The following is a 20,378-nucleotide window of genomic DNA, read 5'->3' as shown; positions in this document are numbered from 1 at the left end:
CCGCGCCCCGCCGTGAGGTGACGCCCGATGGTCCGGAGCTTTTTGCACCTTCCCGGCGTAAAATGAGGGGCACCGGCTCCCGGGTGGAGCCAATGGCTCATTTCCTCGCACCGGGGAAGGGGGTGGAAAACAGTGGCACACGTACTCAGCGGATTTATGAGCATGACGGACCGGCTCCGCTTCTTCTTCGGTCCAGCGACCCGGCTCGATGCCGATACTCCGGTGATCCACAGGCACGATGACTTCGAGCAGGCCTCGGAGGAGGACCTTTCGCACTTCGTGGTGGAAACCGACTCAACAGGCCACCACTACGCCGTCCGGCTGGAAGACCTGGAACGGGAAAGCTGAACCCTTCCGTAGACAGGTCCCGGGCCGCACAGCATGAAAAAAGCCGGGCCGCCTTCCATGAATCAATGGAAGGCGGCCCGGCTTTTTGTCTGCCGGCGGCGGTCAGCGGCCGGTGCCGCCATACACGGTGGCTTCGTTGTCGCTGTCCAGCTCGAACGCATTGTGGATGACGCGCACGGCCTCATCCAGCAGGTCTGCATGGGTGACTACGGAAATCCTGATTTCCGAGGTGGAGATCATGTTGATGTTGATGCCGGCGTCGGACAATGCCTTAAAGAAGGTGGCCGAGACGCCCGGGTGGGACCGCATGCCGGCTCCGATCAGGGAGAGCTTGCCGATCTTCTCGTTGTACTCGATGGTTTCGAAGCCGATCAAGTCCTGCGCGGCGTGCAGGGCGGCAAGGGCATCGGCGCCCTCAATGATGGGCAGCGTGAACGAGATGTCGGTCTTGCCGGTTCCGTGGGTGGACACGTTCTGGACGATCATGTCGATGTTGGAATGGGCGTCGGCGATGACCTGGAAGATGGCCGCGGCCTTGCCCGGGATGTCCGGAACGCCCACAACGGTGACCTTGGCTTCCGAGCGGTCGTGCGCAACGCCGGAGATGATTGGCTGCTCCAAGGCAACTCCCTCTTGAGTGGTGATCTTGTCTTCGGCGCTGGGGATGACCCAGGTGCCTTCGTGCTGGCTGAATGAGGAACGGACGTGCAGGGGCACGCCGAACCGGCGGGCATACTCGACGCACCGGAGGTGCAGGATCTTGGCGCCGGACGCCGCGAGCTCCAACATCTCCTCGCTGGAAATGGTGTCGATCTTCTGGGCGGACGGGACCACCCGGGGATCGGCCGTGTAGATGCCATCCACATCCGTGTAGATCTCGCAGACGTCAGCTTCCAGTGCCGCAGCCAGGGCCACCGCTGTGGTGTCCGAGCCGCCGCGGCCCAGGGTGGTGATCTCGTTGGTGCTTCGGCTCATGCCCTGGAAACCGGCCACAATGGCGATATTTTCCTTGTCCAGCGCGGTGCGGATGCGGTGGGGGTCAACATCGATGATGCGGGCCTTGCCGTGGATGCCATCGGTAATCATGCCGGCCTGCGACCCCGTAAACGACTGCGCAGACGCGCCGAGTTTGTTGATGGCCATGGCCAGCAGGGCCATGGAAATACGTTCGCCGGCGGAGAGCAGCATGTCCATCTCGCGGGCCGGGGCGGAGTCGGTGACCTGGGCGGCGAGGTCCAGGAGTTCGTCGGTGGTGTCGCCCATGGCGGAGACCACCACAACAACCTCGTTGCCGGCCTGCTGGGCGTTTACCACCCTGGCGGCCACACGCTTAATGCCGTCAGCGTCGGCAACGGAGGACCCGCCGAACTTCTGCACGATGAGTTGTTTGGTTACCGCACCGCCGGCCTGCAGGCCCTGCGGCTGCGTCGCGTTGTGCACTTCGGTAGTGGGCGTACTCATGGCGCATACCTTCATCGGATCAATGGGATTTTCGGAAGCCAGGCAGCGGGGCGGCCCGGCATCCTCCGACAGTTTATCGCCGCCCGTACCGCGCCGCTGAATTGTGACCGAATCTCAGCCCGGAGGACGACAACCCGGGTATGGCCGCTGGCGTACGCTCGGAGGATCAGCATGCAGCAACACTGTGGGGGGACAGGTGCGCACACTATGGCAATAATTTCGGAACAGTCCGGCGGGCAGCAGGTTCCCGACGACGGAATCACGGCCCGGGGGGTAAGCCGCAGCTTTGGCGCCGTCCGCGCGGTGGACCATATGGACTTCCACGCCCCGGCGGGCATGGTCACGGCACTCATCGGCCCCAATGGTGCAGGAAAGACCACCCTGCTCCTCATGCTGGCCTCGCTGCTGGCCCCGGACCAGGGCACCATCACTGTTGGCGGGCTGGACCCTGTCCGGAACCGCGCGGAGGTCCGGAGCCGGTTGGGCTGGATGCCGGACACCCTGGGGGTGTGGGAATCGCTGACGGCCCGGGAGATCCTGACCCAGATGGCCCGGTTCTACCGGCTACCAGCGTCCGGGATCGCCGCGCGGGTCACCGACATGCTGGAGCGTGTCCGGCTGGCAGACCTCGCCGACCAGCCCGCCCGGGTCCTGTCCCGCGGGCAGCAGCAGCGGCTGAGCCTGGCGCGCGCACTCATCCACGATCCGTCGGTGCTGCTCCTGGACGAGCCTGCATCAGGCCTGGATCCGGGGTCCCGCGTTGAGCTGCGGACCACACTCCGGCAACTCGCCGCCGAAGGAAAAGCCGTCGTGGTGTCCTCGCACGTGCTCAGCGAACTGGATGAGATCGCGGACGGTGCGGTGTTCGTCAACAACGGACGCACGGTCCGGCAGCAAACCACCGAGGAAGCGGTCGCGGCTGGCCGCCGTTATGCGATCACGGCGGCCGACACAGCTGCGCTCGCCGCGGAACTGGAGCGGCTGGGACTCGAATTCCGCCGCGAGGAAGGCCGCCGGCCGGGCGTCAGCCTCGTTCTGCACAACGAGGTCGGGGCGGAGCGGCTCCTGCGGGACCTGGTGCTCGCCGGCGTCGGAATCCGTTCCTTTGCCCCGGCCGTCGGCGCGTTGGAGGAGACCTACATGAACCTCGAAGGGGAACGGCGATGAGCAGCATGACGGAAAACCGGGAAGGAGCCGCCCGCCGCGGAACGCCCGGCCCCTACATGGCCGGAATCGGGCATGTGGTGGCCCTGGAGCTGAAGCAGCGGCTCCGGTCCCGCGGCTGGTACATCATGCTGGCCATCTGGTTCGCCCTGACCGGACTGGTGACGTGGCTGACCTGGGCAAGCTGGAGCGCCTCGAATGCCTTCCAGCGCGACTTCGGTGGCGTATCCGGAACACGATCCACCGGGCCGGGTTCGCTGATCTTTGAAGTGGTGCTGGCGTTCGTCCTGCTGTTCGCGCTGCTGGTGGCGCCGGCACTGTCTGCCAACGCCGTGAACGGTGACCGGGCGGGCGGCACCTTGGCCATCCTCCAGGTCACGCTGCTGGAACCGGGCCAGATCCTCTGGGGCAAATTTTTCGCCGCCTGGGCGGCGGCCCTGGCGTTCCTGGTGGCCAGTACCCCGTTCCTGGTAATTGGCGTAGCGCTGGGCGGCCTGACTCCCGCCTACATACTGGTATCGCTGGTGATGCTCGCCGTTGAGGTGGGCATTGTCTGCGCCATCGGCGTCGGGATTTCCGCGCTGGCCGGGCGCCCCTTGTTTTCCATCGTGGTGACCTACCTGGCGGTGGCCGGCCTGGTGGTTGGCACCCTCATCTCCTTCGGGCTGGGCACCGGGCTGACCCAAGGCACAGTAATGGCCAACAATCCGCAGTACCGTGCCTACGCGCCGCTGCAGTCAGAGCCCGTGGACGCCGGATACACCTGTTCCGGACCTCTTCGAGAACAGTCCGCCCTGCATACCGAGCGGGTGGCCTGGACGCTTGCCATGAACCCCTTCGTGGTGGTGGCGGACGCCATTCCGTACCCGGACAGAACGGAGCGGCAAAACTTCACGTCCATCGGCGCGATCGAAGGCATCAGCCAGGCGGCCCGCCAAGCCATGGCCGGGCCGGAAGGGACCACGCCGTGCGTCAACGGCAAGGTCCAGCCCACATACCTGGGGCAAAAGACCCCGCTGTGGCCTGCCGGCCTCGGCCTCCAGCTCGTGCTGTCCGGGCTCCTGATGTGGCTCGGCTGGCGTTCGCTCCGGACGCCCGCCCGCAAGCTCGCCCGCGGGACCCGCATCGCCTGAGCAGGCCGGCAGGCTGAACCCGAACCCGCCGGGCGGGACCTTTCGAGGGTTCGGCCTGACGGGATCTGGACAGCCCGGCGCCGGTATCCCACGATTGAACCAGTTGTAACGCAGCTGGCCGGCAATCGCCGGCCGCTTCCGGGGCTGGGGCCTGTCCAGGGAAGGCGGACCCGGCATGCCCAATCAGCGGCAACCTTCCGAAGGTCCCGCGCCGGAGCCATTCTTTGAGCCGATCGGCCGGGACACTTCCCCTCCGGGCGCGGACTCTTCCGGGTTCCCGGACGCAGGGACTGATGACGACGACGGCGGGCGTCCGGCCGGTCCCGCGTTGCGGGCGGCGGTGCTTTCGGCAGTCGTGGCTTGGCGGGGCAGTATTGCTTCGCTTCGCTTCTGGGCCGTTGCCGTGGGCGCAGCGTGTGCGACGTGGGCCGTCGCCGCAGGCCTGGTGTGGGTGTCGGCCCCCGCGGAAGGCGACCAGTCCGGCTTGGTTCCCGCTGCGCTGCTGATCTACGTCCTTGCGTCCTCGCTGCTTCCGGCTGCGGCGGCCCTGGTGGGGATGCACTGGGGCATGGCCTGCCAGCTGCGGCGAGCCTCGACCGGAGAGCCTCATCCGGGCTATCTTGCAGCCGTCCTGGCCACCGCACTGCAGGGCCTGGTGTTCGCAGTGGTGGTGCTGGTCAGTCTTCTCATCCAGGCAATGGCTTCCGGTGGCCCCGGATCCGTCGCTGTCACCTCGTCAGGACTGGCGGTCGTGGAAGGGACCCTGTTCGGTGCCATGGGTGTTGCGATGGCCGCCCTGGTGCGTGGCCCTGTCCTGGCAAGGGTGGCGGGTTGGGTGCTCGGCCTGTTCCTCGTGGCGGGGACCCTGGTTGCCGGCGCCCTGCTGGTGCCTGCTGTCCGCTCCGAAGAACCCGTTACTGTGGCGCTGAACGTTCACCGGGCCGCAGACGGGACTCCCGTTGCCTACGAGTGCTCGCAGATCCCGGCCGGAACCGTCGAGGTTTACCGGACGGAGCGGATCATGTGGCTGCCGGCTGTGAGCCCCATTGTGGTGTTGACGATGCTGGCCGGTGAACCGGGGCCGGGGCAGGAACTGCCCGGCTGGCTTTCTGCGGAACTGCAGGCCGCGGCCGACGGCCCCAGGGTTCCGTGCGTCAACGGGGAACCGAGGAGCACGGATTCGCCGCGAACGCCCCTCGCAGCGGCTGGCCTCCTGCTGCAGGCTGGCTTGACCGGCGCCTTGCTGGGTGGCGCGCACGTGGCGGCGTCCCGCCGTCGTCCGCCTGCCTGACAGTTCCGGCGCTCTGCACTTGCCGTTATGTCCTTGCCCCGGGCCCGGGGTTAGCTCAGGGCGTTCCGCCGGCCCTCGAACGCGCGGCCCAGCGTGACCTCGTCCGCGTACTCCAGGTCGCCGCCGACGGGCAGCCCGGAGGCCAACCTGGTGACAGCAATCCCGATGGTTTTGAGCATCCTCGCCAGGTAGGTGGCTGTAGCCTCGCCCTCCAGGTTGGGGTCGGTGGCGATGATGACTTCCTGGATGGCGCCGTCGTTCAGCCGGGTGAGCAGCTCACGGATCCGCAGCTGTTCGGGGCCGACGCCGGCAATCGGATTGATGGCTCCGCCCAGCACGTGGTACCGCCCGCGGAACGAGCGCGTACGTTCCACCGCGAGGACATCCTTGGACTCCTCCACCACGCAGATGATGGCGGGATCGCGGCGCGGGTCGCGGCAGATGTTGCAGAGCTCCTGCTCCGTGACGTTGCCGCAGACCGTGCAGAACTTGACCCGGTCCTTGACCGTGGTGATGGCTTCCACCAGCCGCTTCATGTCCTGTGGATCTGCTTCAAGGATGTGGAATGCCAGCCGCTGCGCCGACTTGGGACCGACTCCCGGAAGGCGTCCGAGCTCGTCGATAAGCTCCTGGACCGCACCTTCGTACACAATTCCCTCTTTAGCTTGGTTTGGTTGTTTTGCAGGTCATGGCGTGGCCGCCCCGTTGGCGGACTGGCCGCCGTCAGTAGCGCGGAGCCAGGGGGCTGCCGTCCGGCGAGCGTTCTTCGATCAGCTTTCCGCCCAGAATACGTTCCACGGCAGCGCGTCCGAAGACGCCCGACTCCTCGATGGTTTCGTCGTCCGCGCTGGGAATGTCCTGCACATAAGTGGCCGCTGCGGCGGCCGCCCGTGCGGGGGCCTTGGCACGTCCGGCTTCGGCTTCCGGGCTGTTGGAAAGCCTTTGGTAGAGGCTTTGGCGTGTCGCGGCGGCAGCGGCAGACGCCGGGGCGGTGGCAAGGGCTGGCGAAGGTGCGGATGCCGGTGCGGAGGATGCCATGGCGTACTCGCGGGCCTGCTGCGGTTCCGGGCTGGCCGGTGCCGGCGGCGCTGGTGCCGGTGTTGTGGCTGCCACTGGTGCCGACGGTGCTGCTGAAGGCGTTGTGGCCGCGACGGGTGCCAACGGTGCTTCCGCTGGCACGGTGGTGCGGACCGGTCCGGCGGCGGGAGTAACAGGGATGGACGGTGGGACCTGGGCCGTGGCGGGCTCGTAGTGCGGGGTGCTGGTCACAGCCGTGACACCTGCTGGCCTGGACGGGTTGTCCAGTTCCGCACTGGCCCCGCTTGCGACGGGAGGGGCTCCCACGTTGCTTTCCGTCCCCACAACCCAGACGCCGGGTGCCTGTTCCACAGCCCGGGTCCAGGGGTCGTGGGCGCCGTCTGCTGTGCCTGAAGCCCGCTGTGGGGCTTCCACGACGGGGGATGCCGCTGGTGCCTGTGAAGACGCGGGCGCCGGTGAGGACCCCGGTGTTGGGGTGGGCGCGCGGGCCGGTGCTGGCGCTGGTTTGCTTCCCCTTGAGGGCGAGGGAGCCCAGTCCATGGGAGGTTCTTCTTCCAGCGGGGGAGCGTCCTCGTCCCTCGGCGGTCCCCAGTCGTCGTCTGAGTAGGAGTAGTCGCCTGCAAGGGCCGCATAGGGGTCCCCTCCGGCGGCGGCGCTGGTACCTGAAGGTGCGGCGGAGCCGGCGGGACTGTTGACGGCAGAACGTGCCGGGGCGCTCCCGGCTGTGCCTGCGCCGGACGGTGCGGGCCCGCTGGGGTTGCCGGCGGCGCCGTGATTACCTGGGGCGTGGCTGCCGGCTGCGTGGATGCCCGGTGCCGGGGCATCGGCCCGCGCACCCTGTGCCTGGTCCTGCGACGCTGGCGGCGTGGGGACTGCTTCTGCGCGTTCGGCCGCCTGCGCTGCGCCGGTCCCCGCGGGCACAGCGGAGGAACCGGTGCGGGTTGGCTGCGAGGATTGCGCGCTGTGGCCTGGACGCCCTCCGGCATCGGCAGGTTCAACCGCTGGTGCTGGTGCTGGTGTGGGCGCCGGGGCGAGGCCCCAGGCAACGTCAGCTGAGCTGGCCGGTGCTACTTGGCTGGCCGGAGCCGCCTGGCTCGCGGTAGCTACCTGGTTGGCGGGAGCGACCTGATTGGCCGTGGGTACCTCATTGGCCGTAGCTACCTGGCTGGCGGGTGCTTTTGGGTTTGGTTCAGCGCTCGCTTGGCCTGCGCCGGCCGCCACTGCATTGATCTGGCAGTCGATGCCCACCGTTTTGTGGATCGCCTGGCGGAGGTTGTCGGAGTGGTCCGCCCGCCCGAAGGCACCGGCGAGACCGGACGTTGCGAAAGCAAGCGTGAGGACGCTGCCATCGAAGGCGCTGACCTGGGCGTTCGGTTCCACCAGTGCCCAAGTGCTGCGCTTGATTTTGGACAGGGTCTGCAGCACGTCTGGCCACGCACGGCGAAGGACTTCAACATCGCCCATGCCTGCCGGGCCACCAGGGGCCGCAGTAACGCGTGGCGCGTTCTGTCCGGCATTGTCAGTGCTGCCGGCGCCAGCAGTGGCGTCGCCGCGACCGTGCGACGTGTGAGCTGAACCTGCCGGGGCGGATGCGTCCTGTGTTGCGGAGGACGCAGCGGGCTGAGCCTGCTCCGGAGCGCCCTGCACCGCAGCGGCAGGTCCTGACGCGGGCGCCGGGCGGCCTGCAGCAGACTGGACCGGAGAGGTGCTGCTGCCCGGTTGGCGTTCGTTGCCAGGCTGATCCACGGGCCAGTCGTTGGTGCTCACTCGCGGGGGCGTCAGCGGCGGGCGGCCGTCCGCGGTCCCTGGACCCGGAGCGCCTTGAGTTGTCCTGGGCGCAGATTCCCCTGGTGCAGGGAGGGAAGGTGCATCTGGGCCAGCCTGCGGCTGGGCCGACGCGATGGGGGCCTTGGGAGTCTCCTCCGGAGTCCCGGCTGCAGGGTCATGCGCTGAAGGGGCCTGCGGTGCCTGAGCCTGGCCCGTATGAGCCTGCTCAGCGGGAACATGGCCAGCTGCGGCCTGAGCGGCGGGGGACTGGGCTGTGTGGGACTGGGCCGCGGGAGCGTGGGTCTCGGATGCCTGGCCGCCGCCGGCAGCGCCAGCCTGCGTTGCCGCCGGAATCCGGGTAGCTGCAGGGGCGTGTGGTGCCGAGCCGGCACCCAGCGCGGCGCTGGCACCCTGGCCGGTGGCAGCACCGGCGTCGTTCCCGGAGTAGTTCAGCCGCCGCTCGACGCGGTCGATGCGCGCAGCAATGCCGCGTTCATTCTGTTCCGAACTTGGCAATAGGATCCGGGCGCAGAGCAGTTCCAGGTGCAGCCGCGGAGACGTGGCACCTGTCATCTCGGTCAGCGCCGTGTTGGTGACATCGGCAGCGCGGGACAGCTCCGCTGCGCCAAGGTTGTGGGCCTGGTTCTGCAGCCGGGCGATCTGGTCCGCGGGCATCCCGCGCAGGATGACCTGGGCGCTCTCCGGCATGGCCTGGACGATGATCAGGTCGCGGAAACGCTCCAGCAGGTCCTCAACGAAGCGCCGCGGGTCATGCCCGGTTTGGATGACGCGGTCCACCGCGCGGAAAACGGTGGCTGCGTCCGAGGCGGCAACGGCCTCCACAACATCGTCCAGGAGGGAAGCGTGCGTGTAGCCGAGCAGCGCAACCGCGAGTTCGTAGTCGAGCCCGTTCGGACCTGCGCCCGCCATGAGCTGGTCCAGGACGGACAGGGAGTCACGGACGGAACCGCCGCCGGCGCGGATCACCAGGGACAGGACACCGGGGGCAACCGGGACGTTCTCCTGGTTGCACAGCAGCTCAAGGTAAGCCATCAGCGGCTCGGGCGGAACCAGCCGGAATGGGTAGTGGTGAGTGCGGGAGCGGATGGTGCCAATGACCTTGTCCGGTTCCGTGGTGGCGAAGATGAACTTGATGTGTTCCGGCGGCTCTTCGACGATTTTCAGCAGGGCGTTGAAGCCGGCCGAGGTGACCATGTGCGCTTCGTCGATGATGAAGATCTTGTAGCGGTCGCGGACCGGGGCGTAGGTGGCGCGTTCACGGAGGTCGCGGGCATCATCCACACCGCCGTGGCTGGCCGCGTCAATCTCGATCACATCGAGGGAGCCGGAGCCGCCGCGGGCCAGTTCAACACAGCTGGGGCACACGCCGCAGGGGGTGTCGGTGGGGCCCTCGGCACAGTTCAGGCAGCGGGCCAGGATGCGGGCGGAGGTGGTTTTGCCGCAGCCCCTGGGGCCGGAAAACAGGTAGGCATGGTTGACGCGGTTCTTGCGCAAAGCCGTCATCAGTGGTCCGGTGACATGCTCCTGCCCGATAACGTCTGCGAACGAATCGGGACGGTATCTGCGGTAGAGAGCGGTAGTAACTGTCACAGGAAAAACCCTACCAATCCGGGCCGACATCCTGCCGCCCTGTGGGGGAATAGTAAAGACCCCCCATGCACCCGCCAGAGCCCGTCTACCCTTGCTACCTTCCGGTCCTGGGGGAGTTCAACAGGATGACGCCACATGAGGGGCCGTCAGACACTTTACCCGAACATCGGGCCCGACTCGAATCGGGGGCGGTCCCGCGCATCTTCTGCCCGCCACGCCTGCCCTGGGATGGAATGGCGAGCACAGAGGGGGCTATTTTCATTGCTTATCCCGTCGGCAGCCGCGATCATAGGTATGTACACCGATTGGGGCAATCTCAAGGTTGTGAGCTGTGTGGCCTGGCTGAACGGGCCGGACCCGGCAGCTCAACGGTGTCCGATGGAATGGGCGCGTTGGGGGCGCCCATTTCTGGCGTATGGCCGGTTTTGGGTGGCTGGCCAGTAGGGCGGGTGGAGCCCTGCGCAGGCTGCGCCGCGGCCGCCGTCCAAGCGCCGGCGTCACGCCGAAAATGGCCCAATTGGGCGATGCGCGATTCTTCAGGTAATCTAGTATCTGCTTTTGATTCAAGAGCAGCTGGAGAATTCGCCTAGCGGCCTATGGCGCACGCCTGGAACGCGTGTTGGGTTAACGCCCTCGGGGGTTCAAATCCCCCATTCTCCGCCAGCCAGGAACCCGGTCCCACAGTGTGGGGCCGGGTTTTTGCATGTTCTGACCAGAATGCGGGCTTTCTGAAAGGCACTGTGCTCAGGCGTCCGGTGCTGCCATTCCCAGCCGGAGCAGACGCGCCCGCGCTGCAATCTCGCTCGGTCCACGGGGACCAAGCGTGAGGCGTACGACGCCGAGGACGGCTTTGGTCGCCAGCCTCACCGGCAGCGGGAAGGGGCCCAGCCGCGGGACAGAGAGCCCCAGCATCTCGCGGTACCGGGGCTCGAGGCTGTACACGGCGCCGGCAAAGAGAACACGATAGCCGGGCCGCAGCATCGGGTGCAATGGAGCCTTTCGGATGAACTCCACCGTCTCGGCGACCCGATGGTCCGCGCGCAGCTGGCCGCTTTCGTACCAGCGGTCCAGTTCGGCCCGCATCTCAGCCTCCGTCAAGGGTGGCCGGTCGACGCCCATCAAACTGCCGGCCTGGGCCCACTCACGGACATAGGCGTCGGGGCCTCCCGGGACAGGCCCACCCCAGATTTTGTGGGAGGCCAGGAACGCGTCCGTGAAGGCGATGTGGATCCAGCCGGCAAGGTGGGGATCATTGGCGCTGTAGCTGTGGGCTTGGCCATCGTTGCCGTCATAGGTCCCGCGCACGGGCACATGCAGGCGGCGGACTCTGCCCGAGGCTTCTTCGGCGGCTTCCCTTGAACCGTAGGTCACCGTGAAGATCCAGCGGATCGTGTGGGCAAGGCGGCCCAGCGGGTCCTCCCGGAAGTTCGAGTGCTCGTGGACACCCGCCAACGCCCCCGGATGGAGCGACTGCATCAGGAGCGTCCGGATTCCGGCCACGATAGGGGACATGGAGCCGTGGACTGCCCACACGGCGGAACCGGGGTGGTGGTATCCGGCGTCGTCCCCCTCCTCGAGCCGCACGGCCCAGTCCGGAGGGGCGTCCGACCTTCCGGTGAACGTCTTCCTGATTTCGCCTTGCCACTTCCGAAGAAAGCTCCGCATACCCCATTGTTGCCCGGTTCCGCCGGTCGATGGGAGGAAATCGCCCTGCACAGCACACCGGTGACCAGGCTTGGGAGCCCCGCGCCAGTCCAGCCTGCGGTTTTCCACATAATCCCCGCAATGTGTTGTTAGGGGTTCACACCGGTCCGCCCGTATGGTCCCATGAGATGTACCGTCAAGAAAGCGCGGATGGCTACCTTCTGGAGCCAGTCAATTGGGCAAGCATTGGGGAACCGGTATGGGCGGAGATGCCCGGCGCTTCAGCCATCCGGCCGCGCGCGCGCTGGTTGCTACCGGGGCATTGGCGGTGGCCTTCGGTGTGGTGAACCTCAGTGCTTCTTCCACCGGTCTGTGGCCAGGTTCAGCCGACACCGTCCGGACTGCTGCCACACCCGGGGCGAATGAGCCGTTGACAGGTGCGGGGAACAGTTTCCAACTTCCCGGTGCACCCGCCCAGGACACCCAGGCGTCCGGCCGTGTTGGTCCCGGCCTGCTGTCCCCGGCAATCCTCACGGATCCCGGGGCTGCCGTCGCTTTTCCACGCCCCCAGGTGGGCAGCTCGGGAGTTGGCTCACAATCCACGGTGTCAATGGAACTGTCGGGTATCGGCAGGCCGCCGGCCGGCTTCCTGATGGCACCGCTGGCCCTCCTGAATGCCAGCTCTCCCTTTGGGTTCCGCACCAGTCCGCTGACGGGGACGGCAGGGGATTTCCATCTTGGCCAGGACTACGCGGCTCCGTGCGGCACCACCGTCTACGCCGCCGATTCCGGCGTGGTGCGGGCTGCCGGCTGGCATCCCTGGGGCGGCGGCAACCGGGTGGAAATCGATCACGGCAACGGCCTCATCACCACCTACAACCACCTCGAGTCGATTGCCGTCCGCGCGGGAGACAAGGTGCAGGTTGGCCAGGCCATCGCCCGCGTGGGCACCACCGGCTGGTCCACCGGTTGCCACCTGCACTTTGAAACGATCATGGACGGCAAGTACGTCAGCCCCCGTGGCTGGAGCCTGATGACGCTTCGCGCGCTGGGAGGACCTGCACCCGAGCCCTCAGTTTCCTATGCCCCTGGCGCCGGAGCCTCTTCGGGAGCCACGGTGTGGACCATACCTTTAGGGGTGGGAGCGGATCCGTCGGCCGGCCAGGAGGAAACCACGGCGACGACGACGCCCCCCACCACTGCGTCTCCGTCACCTTTCCCGTCGGTGACGCCGGGCCCCACAGGGACAGTCCTGCCGCCGCCGGGTGCTCCCCAGGTACCGTCGCCTACGCCCTCACCCAGTCCGACGCAAACGCCTACGCCTGCTCCGACACCGACACCGGCGCCGAGTCCGTCGGCACCGGCCGCAACTCCCAGCCCGACGCCGGCACCTTCGCCCTCACCTGGCCCGACGCATACGCCCAGGCCCACTCCGACACCAACGCCCACGCCTACCCCGTCGCCAACACCTACGGCAACGCCCACGCCTTCACCCGCTCCGTCGCCGAGCCCGACGCCCACTACTACGCCAGTGCCAACTCCAACGCCGCCTCCGACGCCGGTCCCTACACTGGCGCCCACTCCTACGCCCACCCCGACGACGTCTGCCCTGACGCCGACAGCACCTCCGCCGTCGTCCGCGCCGCCCAGCCCGGTGCCGACCTCCACCGCCACTCTGACCCCCACCGTCGCTCCCACCCCAACGCCGCTGCCCTCCGCCACCTTGCCTGCAACGGACCCCTAGGCCGGCAGTTCCTCGGGCCCGGCCGGACCAAACCCCTCGCACGTACAGGAAACACGCAGCCGCGACCAGTACCGTGGGCGGTTGGCAACGAAGCACCGGCATGGACAACTACCTGAGGACGCAACGCGTGGCACCCCTGTACCCAATTCACCTGACCCTGAACGATGGCACCACCACCGAGTTTGCCCGGTTCAAAGGGAACGTGGTTCTAGTAGTCAACGTTGCTTCGAACTGTGGTTTCACGTCGCAGTACGCGGGCCTGGAAGCCCTGTACGGCAAGTTCCGCGACCGGGGATTCGAGATCCTGGGCGTCCCCTGCAACCAGTTCGCGGGCCAGGAACCGGGCAGTGACAGTGAGATCGCAGAGTTCTGCGAGCGAAACTTCGGTGTCTCCTTCCCGCTGACCACCAAGGCCGATGTGCGCGGCAAGAACCAGCACCCGCTCTACGCCGAACTGACCAAGTTCAAGACGGGGATCCTGCCGGGACTGGTGAAGTGGAACTTCGAGAAGTTCCTGGTCAACCGCGACGGCGACGTGGTTGCGCGTTTCGCACCCACCGTGGAGCCGGATTCGGCGGAGGTCATCGACGCGATTGAAAAAGCACTCGGCTGAAATGTAGGCTATTTCCCGAATTTGCCCTGCAGAAAGCGCAGTTCTTTTAGCTTTTTCCACATCAGCTCCGGCGATTTGCCCAAAGTTTGCCAAATGTCTGATTGGATAAATATTACTGAGGGGTACAAGGGAAGCGCCGTTTCCCACCGACCACAGAGGTAGCAATGGAGCACATCGAGGCCGAACATCCCCGGCCACGCCACTTCCTACTCCACCTGAGCGATCCCCATTTGTTGGGAGGTTCGGAACCCCTGTACGGCGTCGTCGACAGCGAAGCCCGCCTCACGCAGCTCTTTGAAGAAGTCAAGGCGTCCGGGGCCAGGCCGGAGGCCGTCATCTTTACCGGCGATCTTGCCGACAAGGGCGAGCCGGGCGCTTACACCAAGCTTCGCGCGATCGTGGATCCCGCCTGCAAGGAGCTCGGCGCCGAGGTCATCTGGGCCATGGGAAACCATGACAACCGTGCCAACTTCCGCGAGGGCCTGCTGGACCAGCCCGGCGATGACGCCCCGGTGGACAACAGCTACTTCATCAACGGCCTGCGCGTGATCACCATGGACACCACCGTTCCTGGGTACCACCACGGGGAGCTGAGCGGGTCCCAGCTCGAGTGGCTGGCCAGGGAACTGGAGACGCCCGCGCCGGACGGCACCATCCTTGCCCTGCACCATCCGCCCGTACCCTCGGTGCTGGACCTGTCGGTGCTGGTGGAACTGCGTGACCAGGGGTCGCTGGCTGCGGTGGTCCGGAATTCAGATGTGCGGACCATCCTGGCCGGGCACCTGCACTATTCCACCACCGCCACCTTCGCCGGGATCCCGGTGTCCGTGGCCTCCGCCAGTTGCTACACCCAGGACCTCAACGTCCCGGTGGGCGGCACTCGGGGGCAGGACTCCGGCCAGGCATTCAACCTGGTCCACGTGTACGAGCACACGATTGTCCACTCGGTGGTCCCCATGGGAACCGCGACGACGGTGGGCGAGTACGTGACAGCGGAAGAGACTGCGCGGCGCCTCGAGGCCGCCGGGGTACGCATCCCCGAGACCGCGAAGCAGCGCACCATGTCGAGGACGGGCGCCAACACCAGGCGCTGACCTTGCGGTGGCTTTCCGCGCGGCAGTGCCACAGCGCGGGCTGTGGCACTGCAGTGCTACTTCTCCCAGGGCGCCTTGATGGGGTAGTACTTCTCCAGGAAATCCGTGACCAGTTCGGCGCGTTCATCGGCTGCGACTTCCGGGAAACTTCCGTCGTTGAGGCAGAAGAAGTCCATGTTCCGCTTGGACAGCAGTTTGGGCAGGTAGTTCAGCCCGGCCCGCATGGTGGTGTCCACGTATCGCACCTTGGCCGCGGTCTGCGTAACGGCACGTCCGGTCAGCAGCGCGTAGTAGTGGTAGAACGAGTTGGTCACCGAAATGTTGTCGGCCGCCCGGAACCTGCTGGCGGCGGTCTTCCGGAACTCCTCCGGAAACTCCTCCTCCATCTGCTTGATGAGGCTGCGGCGAAGGGGCGCGGCAGTGTGCTCCAGGTGACGGGTGGTGATCCGGCCGAACCTGTTCCACAGCAACTTGCGGTTGACCCGTGCCGCGTTCTCGAACCCGCTGCGTTCCGCAGCGTTGTCGCCCAGGCCGATCCTGGTTTCCGCCTCAATGAACTTCGTGATGCCGCCGGGGGTGAAGAACAGGTCCGGGCTGACGGGCCGGCCGAAGAACATGTCGTCGTTGGAGTACAGGAAGTGCTCTGAGAGTCCGTCGATGTGGTGCAGCTGGCACTCGACGGCCTGGGAGTTATGGGTGGGCAGCACCGAGGGATCGGAGAAGAACTCCTCGCTCCGCACGATGGTCACCGAGGGGTGCTCTGCCAGCCAGGCCGGGGCGGGGGAGTCCGTGGCGATGAAGATGCGGCGGATCCACGGCGCGAACATGTAGACAGACCGCAGCGCATACTTGAGCTCGTCGATCTGCCGGAACCGGGCCTCGTGGTCGTCGCCTTCGCCCAGGACGGCGTCCTTTTGCTGGGCACGCCGGGCGGCAATGTACTCGGGCGAGCTGCCGTCCACCCATGAGAACACCAGGTCAACGTCGAAGCTGATGTCGCTGGCATGGTCGGCGAACATGTTCTCGATGGTGGGCCAGGTGTGGCCGTAGCGTTCCACCGTTCCGCGGACCGCGTCCTGGCGCAGGAGCGTGCGGCGCGTCAGCGAGTTTTCGATGGGCAGGATGATCTGCTCGCCCTCGAAGGACCACAGCTCGATCTGCACACCGGCGGATGCGCCGAACTCGAAGCCGCCCACCGGTTCCACACGGGGCCGGTACAGGCGGAAGATGCGCGCCTGCCGGTTGGAGGAGAGTTCGCCGTCCGCAACCAGAACGGACGTCTTCTTCTTCGCATCCACGGTCATGGAGTAGAAAGGTTCGTCCCGGCAGGCCTCCACCAGGGCGGCCCGGAGCTTCTTCCGGTCCCGCCAGCCCAGCGCGATGACGGGCCTGTCGTTGTTGCCGCGCACCAGAAGGTAGGCCAGCCCGGCGTTGGCCAGCACGTTGCGCAGGAACAGCAGGTCCTCCACCATGGCCTGGTAGGGCGTCCTGTTGTCGTTGACCACGGCGTAGCGGCCCTTGTGCCGGATCACGTCAGGGCGGAGCCTGAACCGCTGTTCAGCCTCAGCCGAGGTCACCTCGGAATGGAACTGTTCCTCGCTCGAGGGCTGTCCGGCGTAGTAAACCTCGTCCTGGACCGGTGCTTCTGTGATGGTTGTCTCCGTGCTGGTCAAAGTAAGCCTTTCTACCTGCATGATAGCCGCGCGGGGGAAACAGCTTGTTTCGCTTGCGTCGGCATGCCCGCGCCAAGCGGGATGTGGCGGGCCGCCCGGGACCGGGTGCCGCGGGGAAGGATCCGGCGTCAGGCGCCCAGCGCCTCCCGCCAGCTGCGCAGGAAGGCGCCGCCGGCGTCGTCGTGGATAACCGAATCTGAGAGTCCCAGGTCCGTGGCCGTCAGGATATCGTACGGTTTCTCCGGGACGCCATCAGCGGGCCGGACGTCCACATGTTTGACCGGATGGTCGTTGTGGTGCAGCCAGTCAGCCATGGCGTAATCGGTCCGGGAATCACCCACCGTCCGCCAGGCGTCAGGCGTGATCCCTTGGGCGGCCAGCAGTTCAACCGCCCGGCTCGCCCCCAGGTCCTTGCCCAGCCGCACCGACTCAATGTCGGTGGAGATAATGGTGGGGTCCACGCGGTAGTCCACGTCGTCGTCGGAATTCGGCGCGTGGTGGTCCAGGCGCACCACGCCCAGGCCGTGGCGGGCCATCAGCTCCATGGCGTCCGCGTCAAAGAGTTTCTGTTCGGCAAGGTAGTCCGCGCTGGGCACCTCGATGTGCTGCTCCACGGACACCATGGCACGCTTTGTTTCGTCGAAGAACATGTGTGCGCTGTAGTCCTCGGCCACCAGGCGGCGGATGTCGTCACCGTACGCGGCAGGCACGGCCAGCTCGCGGTCAACGTGGACGGGTCCGGGGCCCGCGGCGGTGTAGCTGAACCACACTGCGCCCTTTTCGCAGACCGCATGGATGACGGTGCCGTCCGGGATGCCCGCAGCGAGCATCGGCTCCATGACCTGCTCGCGGATGAAGGCATCCGAGCGGCCGGTGTTGAAGATGACGGGGATGCCGGCGGCGGCCAGTGCCACCAGGTCGCCGATGATGTCCGGTTTGACGTCCCGCGTGACCGGACTGGCTATCGGCCCGTCCACATCCAGCAGGAGGGCCAACGGCGGGGTTGACGGCAGGCGGGTTCCGGTCACGGACACGGCGGGGGCTTCGGATGCTGTCATGGATCCATTGTCTCAGTTGGGTGGTCAACTCCCCGCTCCGGCTGTGCAAAGGTCACCGCGTGTGACATGGTCACCGTTTGGCTACAACCTTAAGGCGGCACGGCCGGGTACTTCCGCTGTCGTCGGCAGGATGCCTAGGGTGGCATGGTGATATTCAAAGCTGTGGGCGAGGGCCGCCCTTACCCCGACCATGGTTACAGCACGCCCAAGGACTGGGCCTCGCTGCCGCCGCGGCCGGTCCGGCTGGACGAACTGGTAACCACCAAGCGCACCCTGGACCTGGAAGCGCTGCTGGCGGAGGACTCCACATTCTTCGGCGACCTGTTCCCGCACGTGGTGCAATACCAGGGAACCCTGTACCTGGAGGACGGGCTGCACCGCGCGGTCCGGACTGCCCTGCACCAGCGCACCGCGATCCACGCCCGGGTCCTGGTGATAGATGGCTAGGAAGAAGAAGCCGCAGGACGTCAGCGTCCTGCACGGACATCATGTGGTCAGCGGGCAGGAGCTGCGGGCCACGTTCGACGCCGGCCGGAACGCCGACGACACCGCCCGCGTACGGCGCCGGGTGCTGCACGCCGTGGTCCTGGTGCTCCTGATCGGACTGATCGCAGCGGGCATTATCACGGCTCTTGCCATCATCAACGGGCGGTTCAGCATCCCCTCTGCGGAGCCGGCCGCGAAGACCGTCAGCGCCTGCCCGGCCGCAACGTTCGACTACACGCCGAACGAACAGGTCAACCTCAACGTCTACAACTCCACCAGCAGGCCAGGGCTGGCGAAATCCGTGGCGGATGATTTCCTCGCGCGCAAATTCGTCGTGGCCGCGGTCGGCAACACCGAGCCCAGCTACCGCGGGGTTGCCGCAGTGATCTCCGGAGCGGCCGGGCAGTCCGCAGCCTTCAGTGTCCAGCGGAACCTGCCGGGATCGGACTACTTCCAGGACAGCCGGACGGACGGCACCGTGGACGTCATCCTGTCGCAGGATTACCGGGCACTTGCGCCGCCGGAACTGGTGGACCAGACTCCCGGCACGCTGAGCTGCCCCAGGGAAAGCCGGCGGGTGGCGGACGATGACATGTGGCCCGTGATGCCCTCGGCAGCCCCCGCCTCCTGACACCCGCTGCCATATCAGCCCGGGCTGCTAAACCCGGCTTGTGGGGACCTGAAGTGATGGGGCAACTCAGCCGGCCACGGCGCGAAGCGGTGCCAACCGGACGGGCCGGCCGCCGTCGTCGAACCTTGCCCCGGCGCCCAGTTGGATGAACCGCACGGTCCGCGCCACCCGCGCTTCCAGTTCCGCGGGCTCGTCGCTGCCCCTGGCCGCGCTCGAGGACAGGGTTCCCAGGATCAGCTGCGACTGCTGGCCCACGTCCGCGGCAGGCAGGTAGCCCTGGTCCATGCCGTCACGCAGAATGCCCTGCAGGAGCACGCTCAGCTCGCCTACATGGTCGGCGAGTTTGGCAAAGGACGACGGCGAGAGCACCGCGCCCATGGCAGGTCCGGGCGGCAGGTGGCGCCGGGTGAGGTCCTCCACCTGCGCGCGCACGTACAGGGCCAGCCGCTCCACCGGATTGTCGAGCCGGCCGAGCGCCTCCCGCAGCTCCGCGAGGAACTTTTCCGTCTCCTCCAGGGCATAGGAAATCAGCAGCTCTTCGATGTCCGCGTAGTAGTTGTACACGGCCGTGCGCCCCACGCCGGCGTGCCGCGCGACGTCGGTCATGGTCAGCCCGGGCAGGCCGTGCGAGAAGAGCAGTTCGCCGAAGGCCGTCAGGATGCGGCGTTGGGTGTCGGCGCGTTGTGCTGCGTTGGTGGCCGCTGAAATCCTGGGCATACAGACACTTTACCGCGATGTGTCACTAAACGGTGAGTGCCCCGCCTGCAGTCGGGTCAGACGCTGCAACCATCCGGGCCGCAGGCTTCGCCGTCGCCGGAGTTGACCAGAACCAGGGGGTTGGCGTCCTGCCATGCCTGGTTGAGGGCAGCGGTGAAGGTTTCGGTGGGCTGCGCTCCGGAGAGGCCGAACTTCCGGTCGATGACAAAGAACGGCACCCCGCTGATGCCCAGGGCACGGCCTTCCTCGACATCGTTGCGGACGTCATCGGCGTACTTGTCGGTGGTGAAAAGCGCTTCCACCTCTGCGTCCGGAATTTCGAGGTCGCTGCCCAGCGCGGCCAGGTAGTCCCGGCTGCCGATGTCCTTGCCATGCTCGAAGTGGTCGCTGAGCAGGCGCTCCTTGGCGGCGTCCTGCTGGCCGTGCGCGGCAGCCAGGTGGATCAGGCGGTGCGCAGTGAAGCTGTTGGCCACCACCACGTTGTCGAACCGGTACTCCAGGCCCTCACCCCTGGCCTGCTCCGCCACATGGTTGAACATCTGGGAGACCTGCTGCGGTGCCATGCCCTTGCGGGTGCTGAGGTACTCAAGTTCGGTGCCCTCGTAGTGCTCGGGGAGGCCGGGATCGAGCTGGTAGCTGCGCCACTGCACCTCAACCGCGTCGCGGTGCGGGAAGTCAGCCAGGGCGGCCTCGAAGCGGCGCTTGCCGATGAAACACCACGGGCAGGCAACGTCGGACCAGATCTCAATCTTCATGGACTGCATAACCGGTGCGGTTCTGCAGTCATTCCGGGCCCGGGTGTGAGATACCCCACGGTAGGTCTTGTGGGCCGCCGCATCCTGCGCAATAGTCTGAACAGAGGCCCAGTAATGGACCGCGGAAACCCAAACATTCCACTGCGGCAT

The 20,378-nt window shown here is 66.8% G+C and carries 17 protein-coding genes, 1 tRNA gene, 1 other RNA gene and 1 pseudogene; 11 read left to right on the top strand and 9 right to left on the bottom strand.

Features of this window, described 5'->3' with window-relative positions; genetic code table 11:
• Positions 1-132 precede the first annotated feature (132 nt).
• The gene (locus tag AC1DBN_RS10535) at positions 133-348 is read left to right on the top strand and encodes a hypothetical protein (protein ID WP_091718025.1); all 216 of its coding nucleotides are present in this window, start codon (positions 133-135) and stop codon (positions 346-348) included.
• 102 nt (positions 349-450) lie between these two features.
• Here AC1DBN_RS10535 and AC1DBN_RS10530 read toward each other — a convergent pair whose 3' ends face one another.
• Positions 451-1,809, bottom strand: coding sequence for an aspartate kinase (locus AC1DBN_RS10530; RefSeq protein ID WP_091718027.1), 1,359 nt, complete (start codon positions 1,807-1,809; stop codon positions 451-453).
• Between the two features lie 207 nt (positions 1,810-2,016).
• On the opposite strand from AC1DBN_RS10530, the gene AC1DBN_RS10525 reads away from it, so the two are divergent.
• From AC1DBN_RS10525 to AC1DBN_RS10515, 3 genes are all read left to right on the top strand, one after another.
• A complete protein-coding gene (locus AC1DBN_RS10525; protein WP_091718029.1) occupies positions 2,017-2,976 on the top strand; it encodes an ABC transporter ATP-binding protein in 960 nt (319 codons plus the stop codon).
• Positions 2,973-4,106: an ABC transporter permease gene (locus AC1DBN_RS10520; RefSeq protein WP_091718031.1), complete on the top strand. Its 1,134-nt coding sequence runs from the start codon at positions 2,973-2,975 to the stop codon at positions 4,104-4,106. Before AC1DBN_RS10525 ends, AC1DBN_RS10520 begins: the two co-directional genes overlap by 4 nt.
• 175 nt (positions 4,107-4,281) lie before the next feature.
• On the top strand, positions 4,282-5,397 hold the full coding sequence (locus AC1DBN_RS10515) for a hypothetical protein (protein WP_477723147.1): 1,116 nt from the start codon (positions 4,282-4,284) through the stop codon (positions 5,395-5,397).
• 50 nt (positions 5,398-5,447) lie between these two features.
• On the opposite strand, the gene recR is transcribed toward AC1DBN_RS10515, so the two are convergent.
• From recR to ffs, 3 genes are all read right to left on the bottom strand, one after another.
• Positions 5,448-6,047 carry a recombination mediator RecR gene (gene recR / locus AC1DBN_RS10510; protein ID WP_091718033.1) on the bottom strand — a complete coding sequence of 200 codons (600 nt, stop codon included), beginning with the start codon at positions 6,045-6,047 and terminating at the stop codon, positions 5,448-5,450.
• A 73-nt stretch (positions 6,048-6,120) separates the two neighbouring features.
• On the bottom strand, positions 6,121-9,843 hold the full coding sequence (locus AC1DBN_RS10505; RefSeq protein ID WP_477723146.1) for a DNA polymerase III subunit gamma and tau: 3,723 nt from the start codon (positions 9,841-9,843) through the stop codon (positions 6,121-6,123).
• A 21-nt stretch (positions 9,844-9,864) separates the two neighbouring features.
• Positions 9,865-9,961: signal recognition particle sRNA small type (gene ffs / locus AC1DBN_RS10500), an RNA gene on the bottom strand.
• A 427-nt stretch (positions 9,962-10,388) separates the two neighbouring features.
• On the opposite strand from ffs, the gene AC1DBN_RS10495 reads away from it, so the two are divergent.
• Positions 10,389-10,476 (top strand) — tRNA-Ser (locus AC1DBN_RS10495).
• Positions 10,477-10,557: 81 nt separating this feature from the next.
• Here the strand turns inward: AC1DBN_RS10495 and AC1DBN_RS10490 are convergent.
• The gene (locus AC1DBN_RS10490) at positions 10,558-11,478 is read right to left on the bottom strand and encodes an oxygenase MpaB family protein (RefSeq protein ID WP_091718037.1); all 921 of its coding nucleotides are present in this window, start codon (positions 11,476-11,478) and stop codon (positions 10,558-10,560) included.
• A 238-nt stretch (positions 11,479-11,716) separates the two neighbouring features.
• Between AC1DBN_RS10490 and AC1DBN_RS10485 the strand changes: the two are divergent.
• The 4 genes and pseudogenes from AC1DBN_RS10485 to AC1DBN_RS10470 all read left to right on the top strand — a co-directional run.
• Positions 11,717-12,463 (top strand): annotated as a pseudogene (locus AC1DBN_RS10485) (M23 family metallopeptidase); the annotation flags it as partial.
• 113 nt (positions 12,464-12,576) lie between these two features.
• Positions 12,577-13,317: a hypothetical protein gene (locus AC1DBN_RS10480; protein ID WP_314215613.1), complete on the top strand. Its 741-nt coding sequence runs from the start codon at positions 12,577-12,579 to the stop codon at positions 13,315-13,317.
• Positions 13,302-13,814: a glutathione peroxidase gene (locus tag AC1DBN_RS10475; protein ID WP_231994447.1), complete on the top strand. Its 513-nt coding sequence runs from the start codon at positions 13,302-13,304 to the stop codon at positions 13,812-13,814. The genes AC1DBN_RS10480 and AC1DBN_RS10475 overlap by 16 nt, the downstream gene beginning before the upstream one ends.
• Before the next feature lie 164 nt (positions 13,815-13,978).
• Positions 13,979-14,908: a phosphodiesterase gene (locus AC1DBN_RS10470; RefSeq protein WP_477723145.1), complete on the top strand. Its 930-nt coding sequence runs from the start codon at positions 13,979-13,981 to the stop codon at positions 14,906-14,908.
• 56 nt (positions 14,909-14,964) lie between these two features.
• On the opposite strand, the gene AC1DBN_RS10465 is transcribed toward AC1DBN_RS10470, so the two are convergent.
• A complete protein-coding gene (locus AC1DBN_RS10465; RefSeq protein ID WP_056076815.1) occupies positions 14,965-16,602 on the bottom strand; it encodes a stealth family protein in 1,638 nt (545 codons plus the stop codon).
• Between the two features lie 107 nt (positions 16,603-16,709).
• Complete coding sequence (locus tag AC1DBN_RS10460) at positions 16,710-17,639, bottom strand: hypothetical protein (RefSeq protein WP_477723144.1); 930 nt, start codon at positions 17,637-17,639, stop codon at positions 16,710-16,712.
• Positions 17,640-17,786: 147 nt separating this feature from the next.
• Between AC1DBN_RS10460 and AC1DBN_RS10455 the strand changes: the two genes are divergently transcribed.
• Together AC1DBN_RS10455 and AC1DBN_RS10450 are read left to right on the top strand one after the other, a co-directional pair.
• Positions 17,787-18,086, top strand: coding sequence for a type II toxin-antitoxin system VapB family antitoxin (locus AC1DBN_RS10455; RefSeq protein ID WP_171908923.1), 300 nt, complete (start codon positions 17,787-17,789; stop codon positions 18,084-18,086).
• Positions 18,079-18,756, top strand: a complete 678-nt coding sequence (locus AC1DBN_RS10450) for a LytR C-terminal domain-containing protein (protein ID WP_056076811.1) — start codon at positions 18,079-18,081, stop codon at positions 18,754-18,756. Before AC1DBN_RS10455 ends, AC1DBN_RS10450 begins: the two co-directional genes overlap by 8 nt.
• A gap of 66 nt (positions 18,757-18,822) precedes the next feature.
• On the opposite strand, the gene AC1DBN_RS10445 is transcribed toward AC1DBN_RS10450, so the two are convergent.
• On the bottom strand, positions 18,823-19,473 hold the full coding sequence (locus AC1DBN_RS10445) for a TetR/AcrR family transcriptional regulator (RefSeq protein WP_056076809.1): 651 nt from the start codon (positions 19,471-19,473) through the stop codon (positions 18,823-18,825).
• A gap of 56 nt (positions 19,474-19,529) precedes the next feature.
• On the bottom strand, positions 19,530-20,228 hold the full coding sequence (locus AC1DBN_RS10440; protein ID WP_477723143.1) for a DsbA family oxidoreductase: 699 nt from the start codon (positions 20,226-20,228) through the stop codon (positions 19,530-19,532).
• Positions 20,229-20,378: the final 150 nt, after the last annotated feature.

It is taken from the genome of Pseudarthrobacter sp. 10T415 (genome assembly GCF_056394175.1).
Note: the sequence above shows the minus strand (reverse complement) of the source record. Positions and strands in the feature narration are given on the sequence as shown.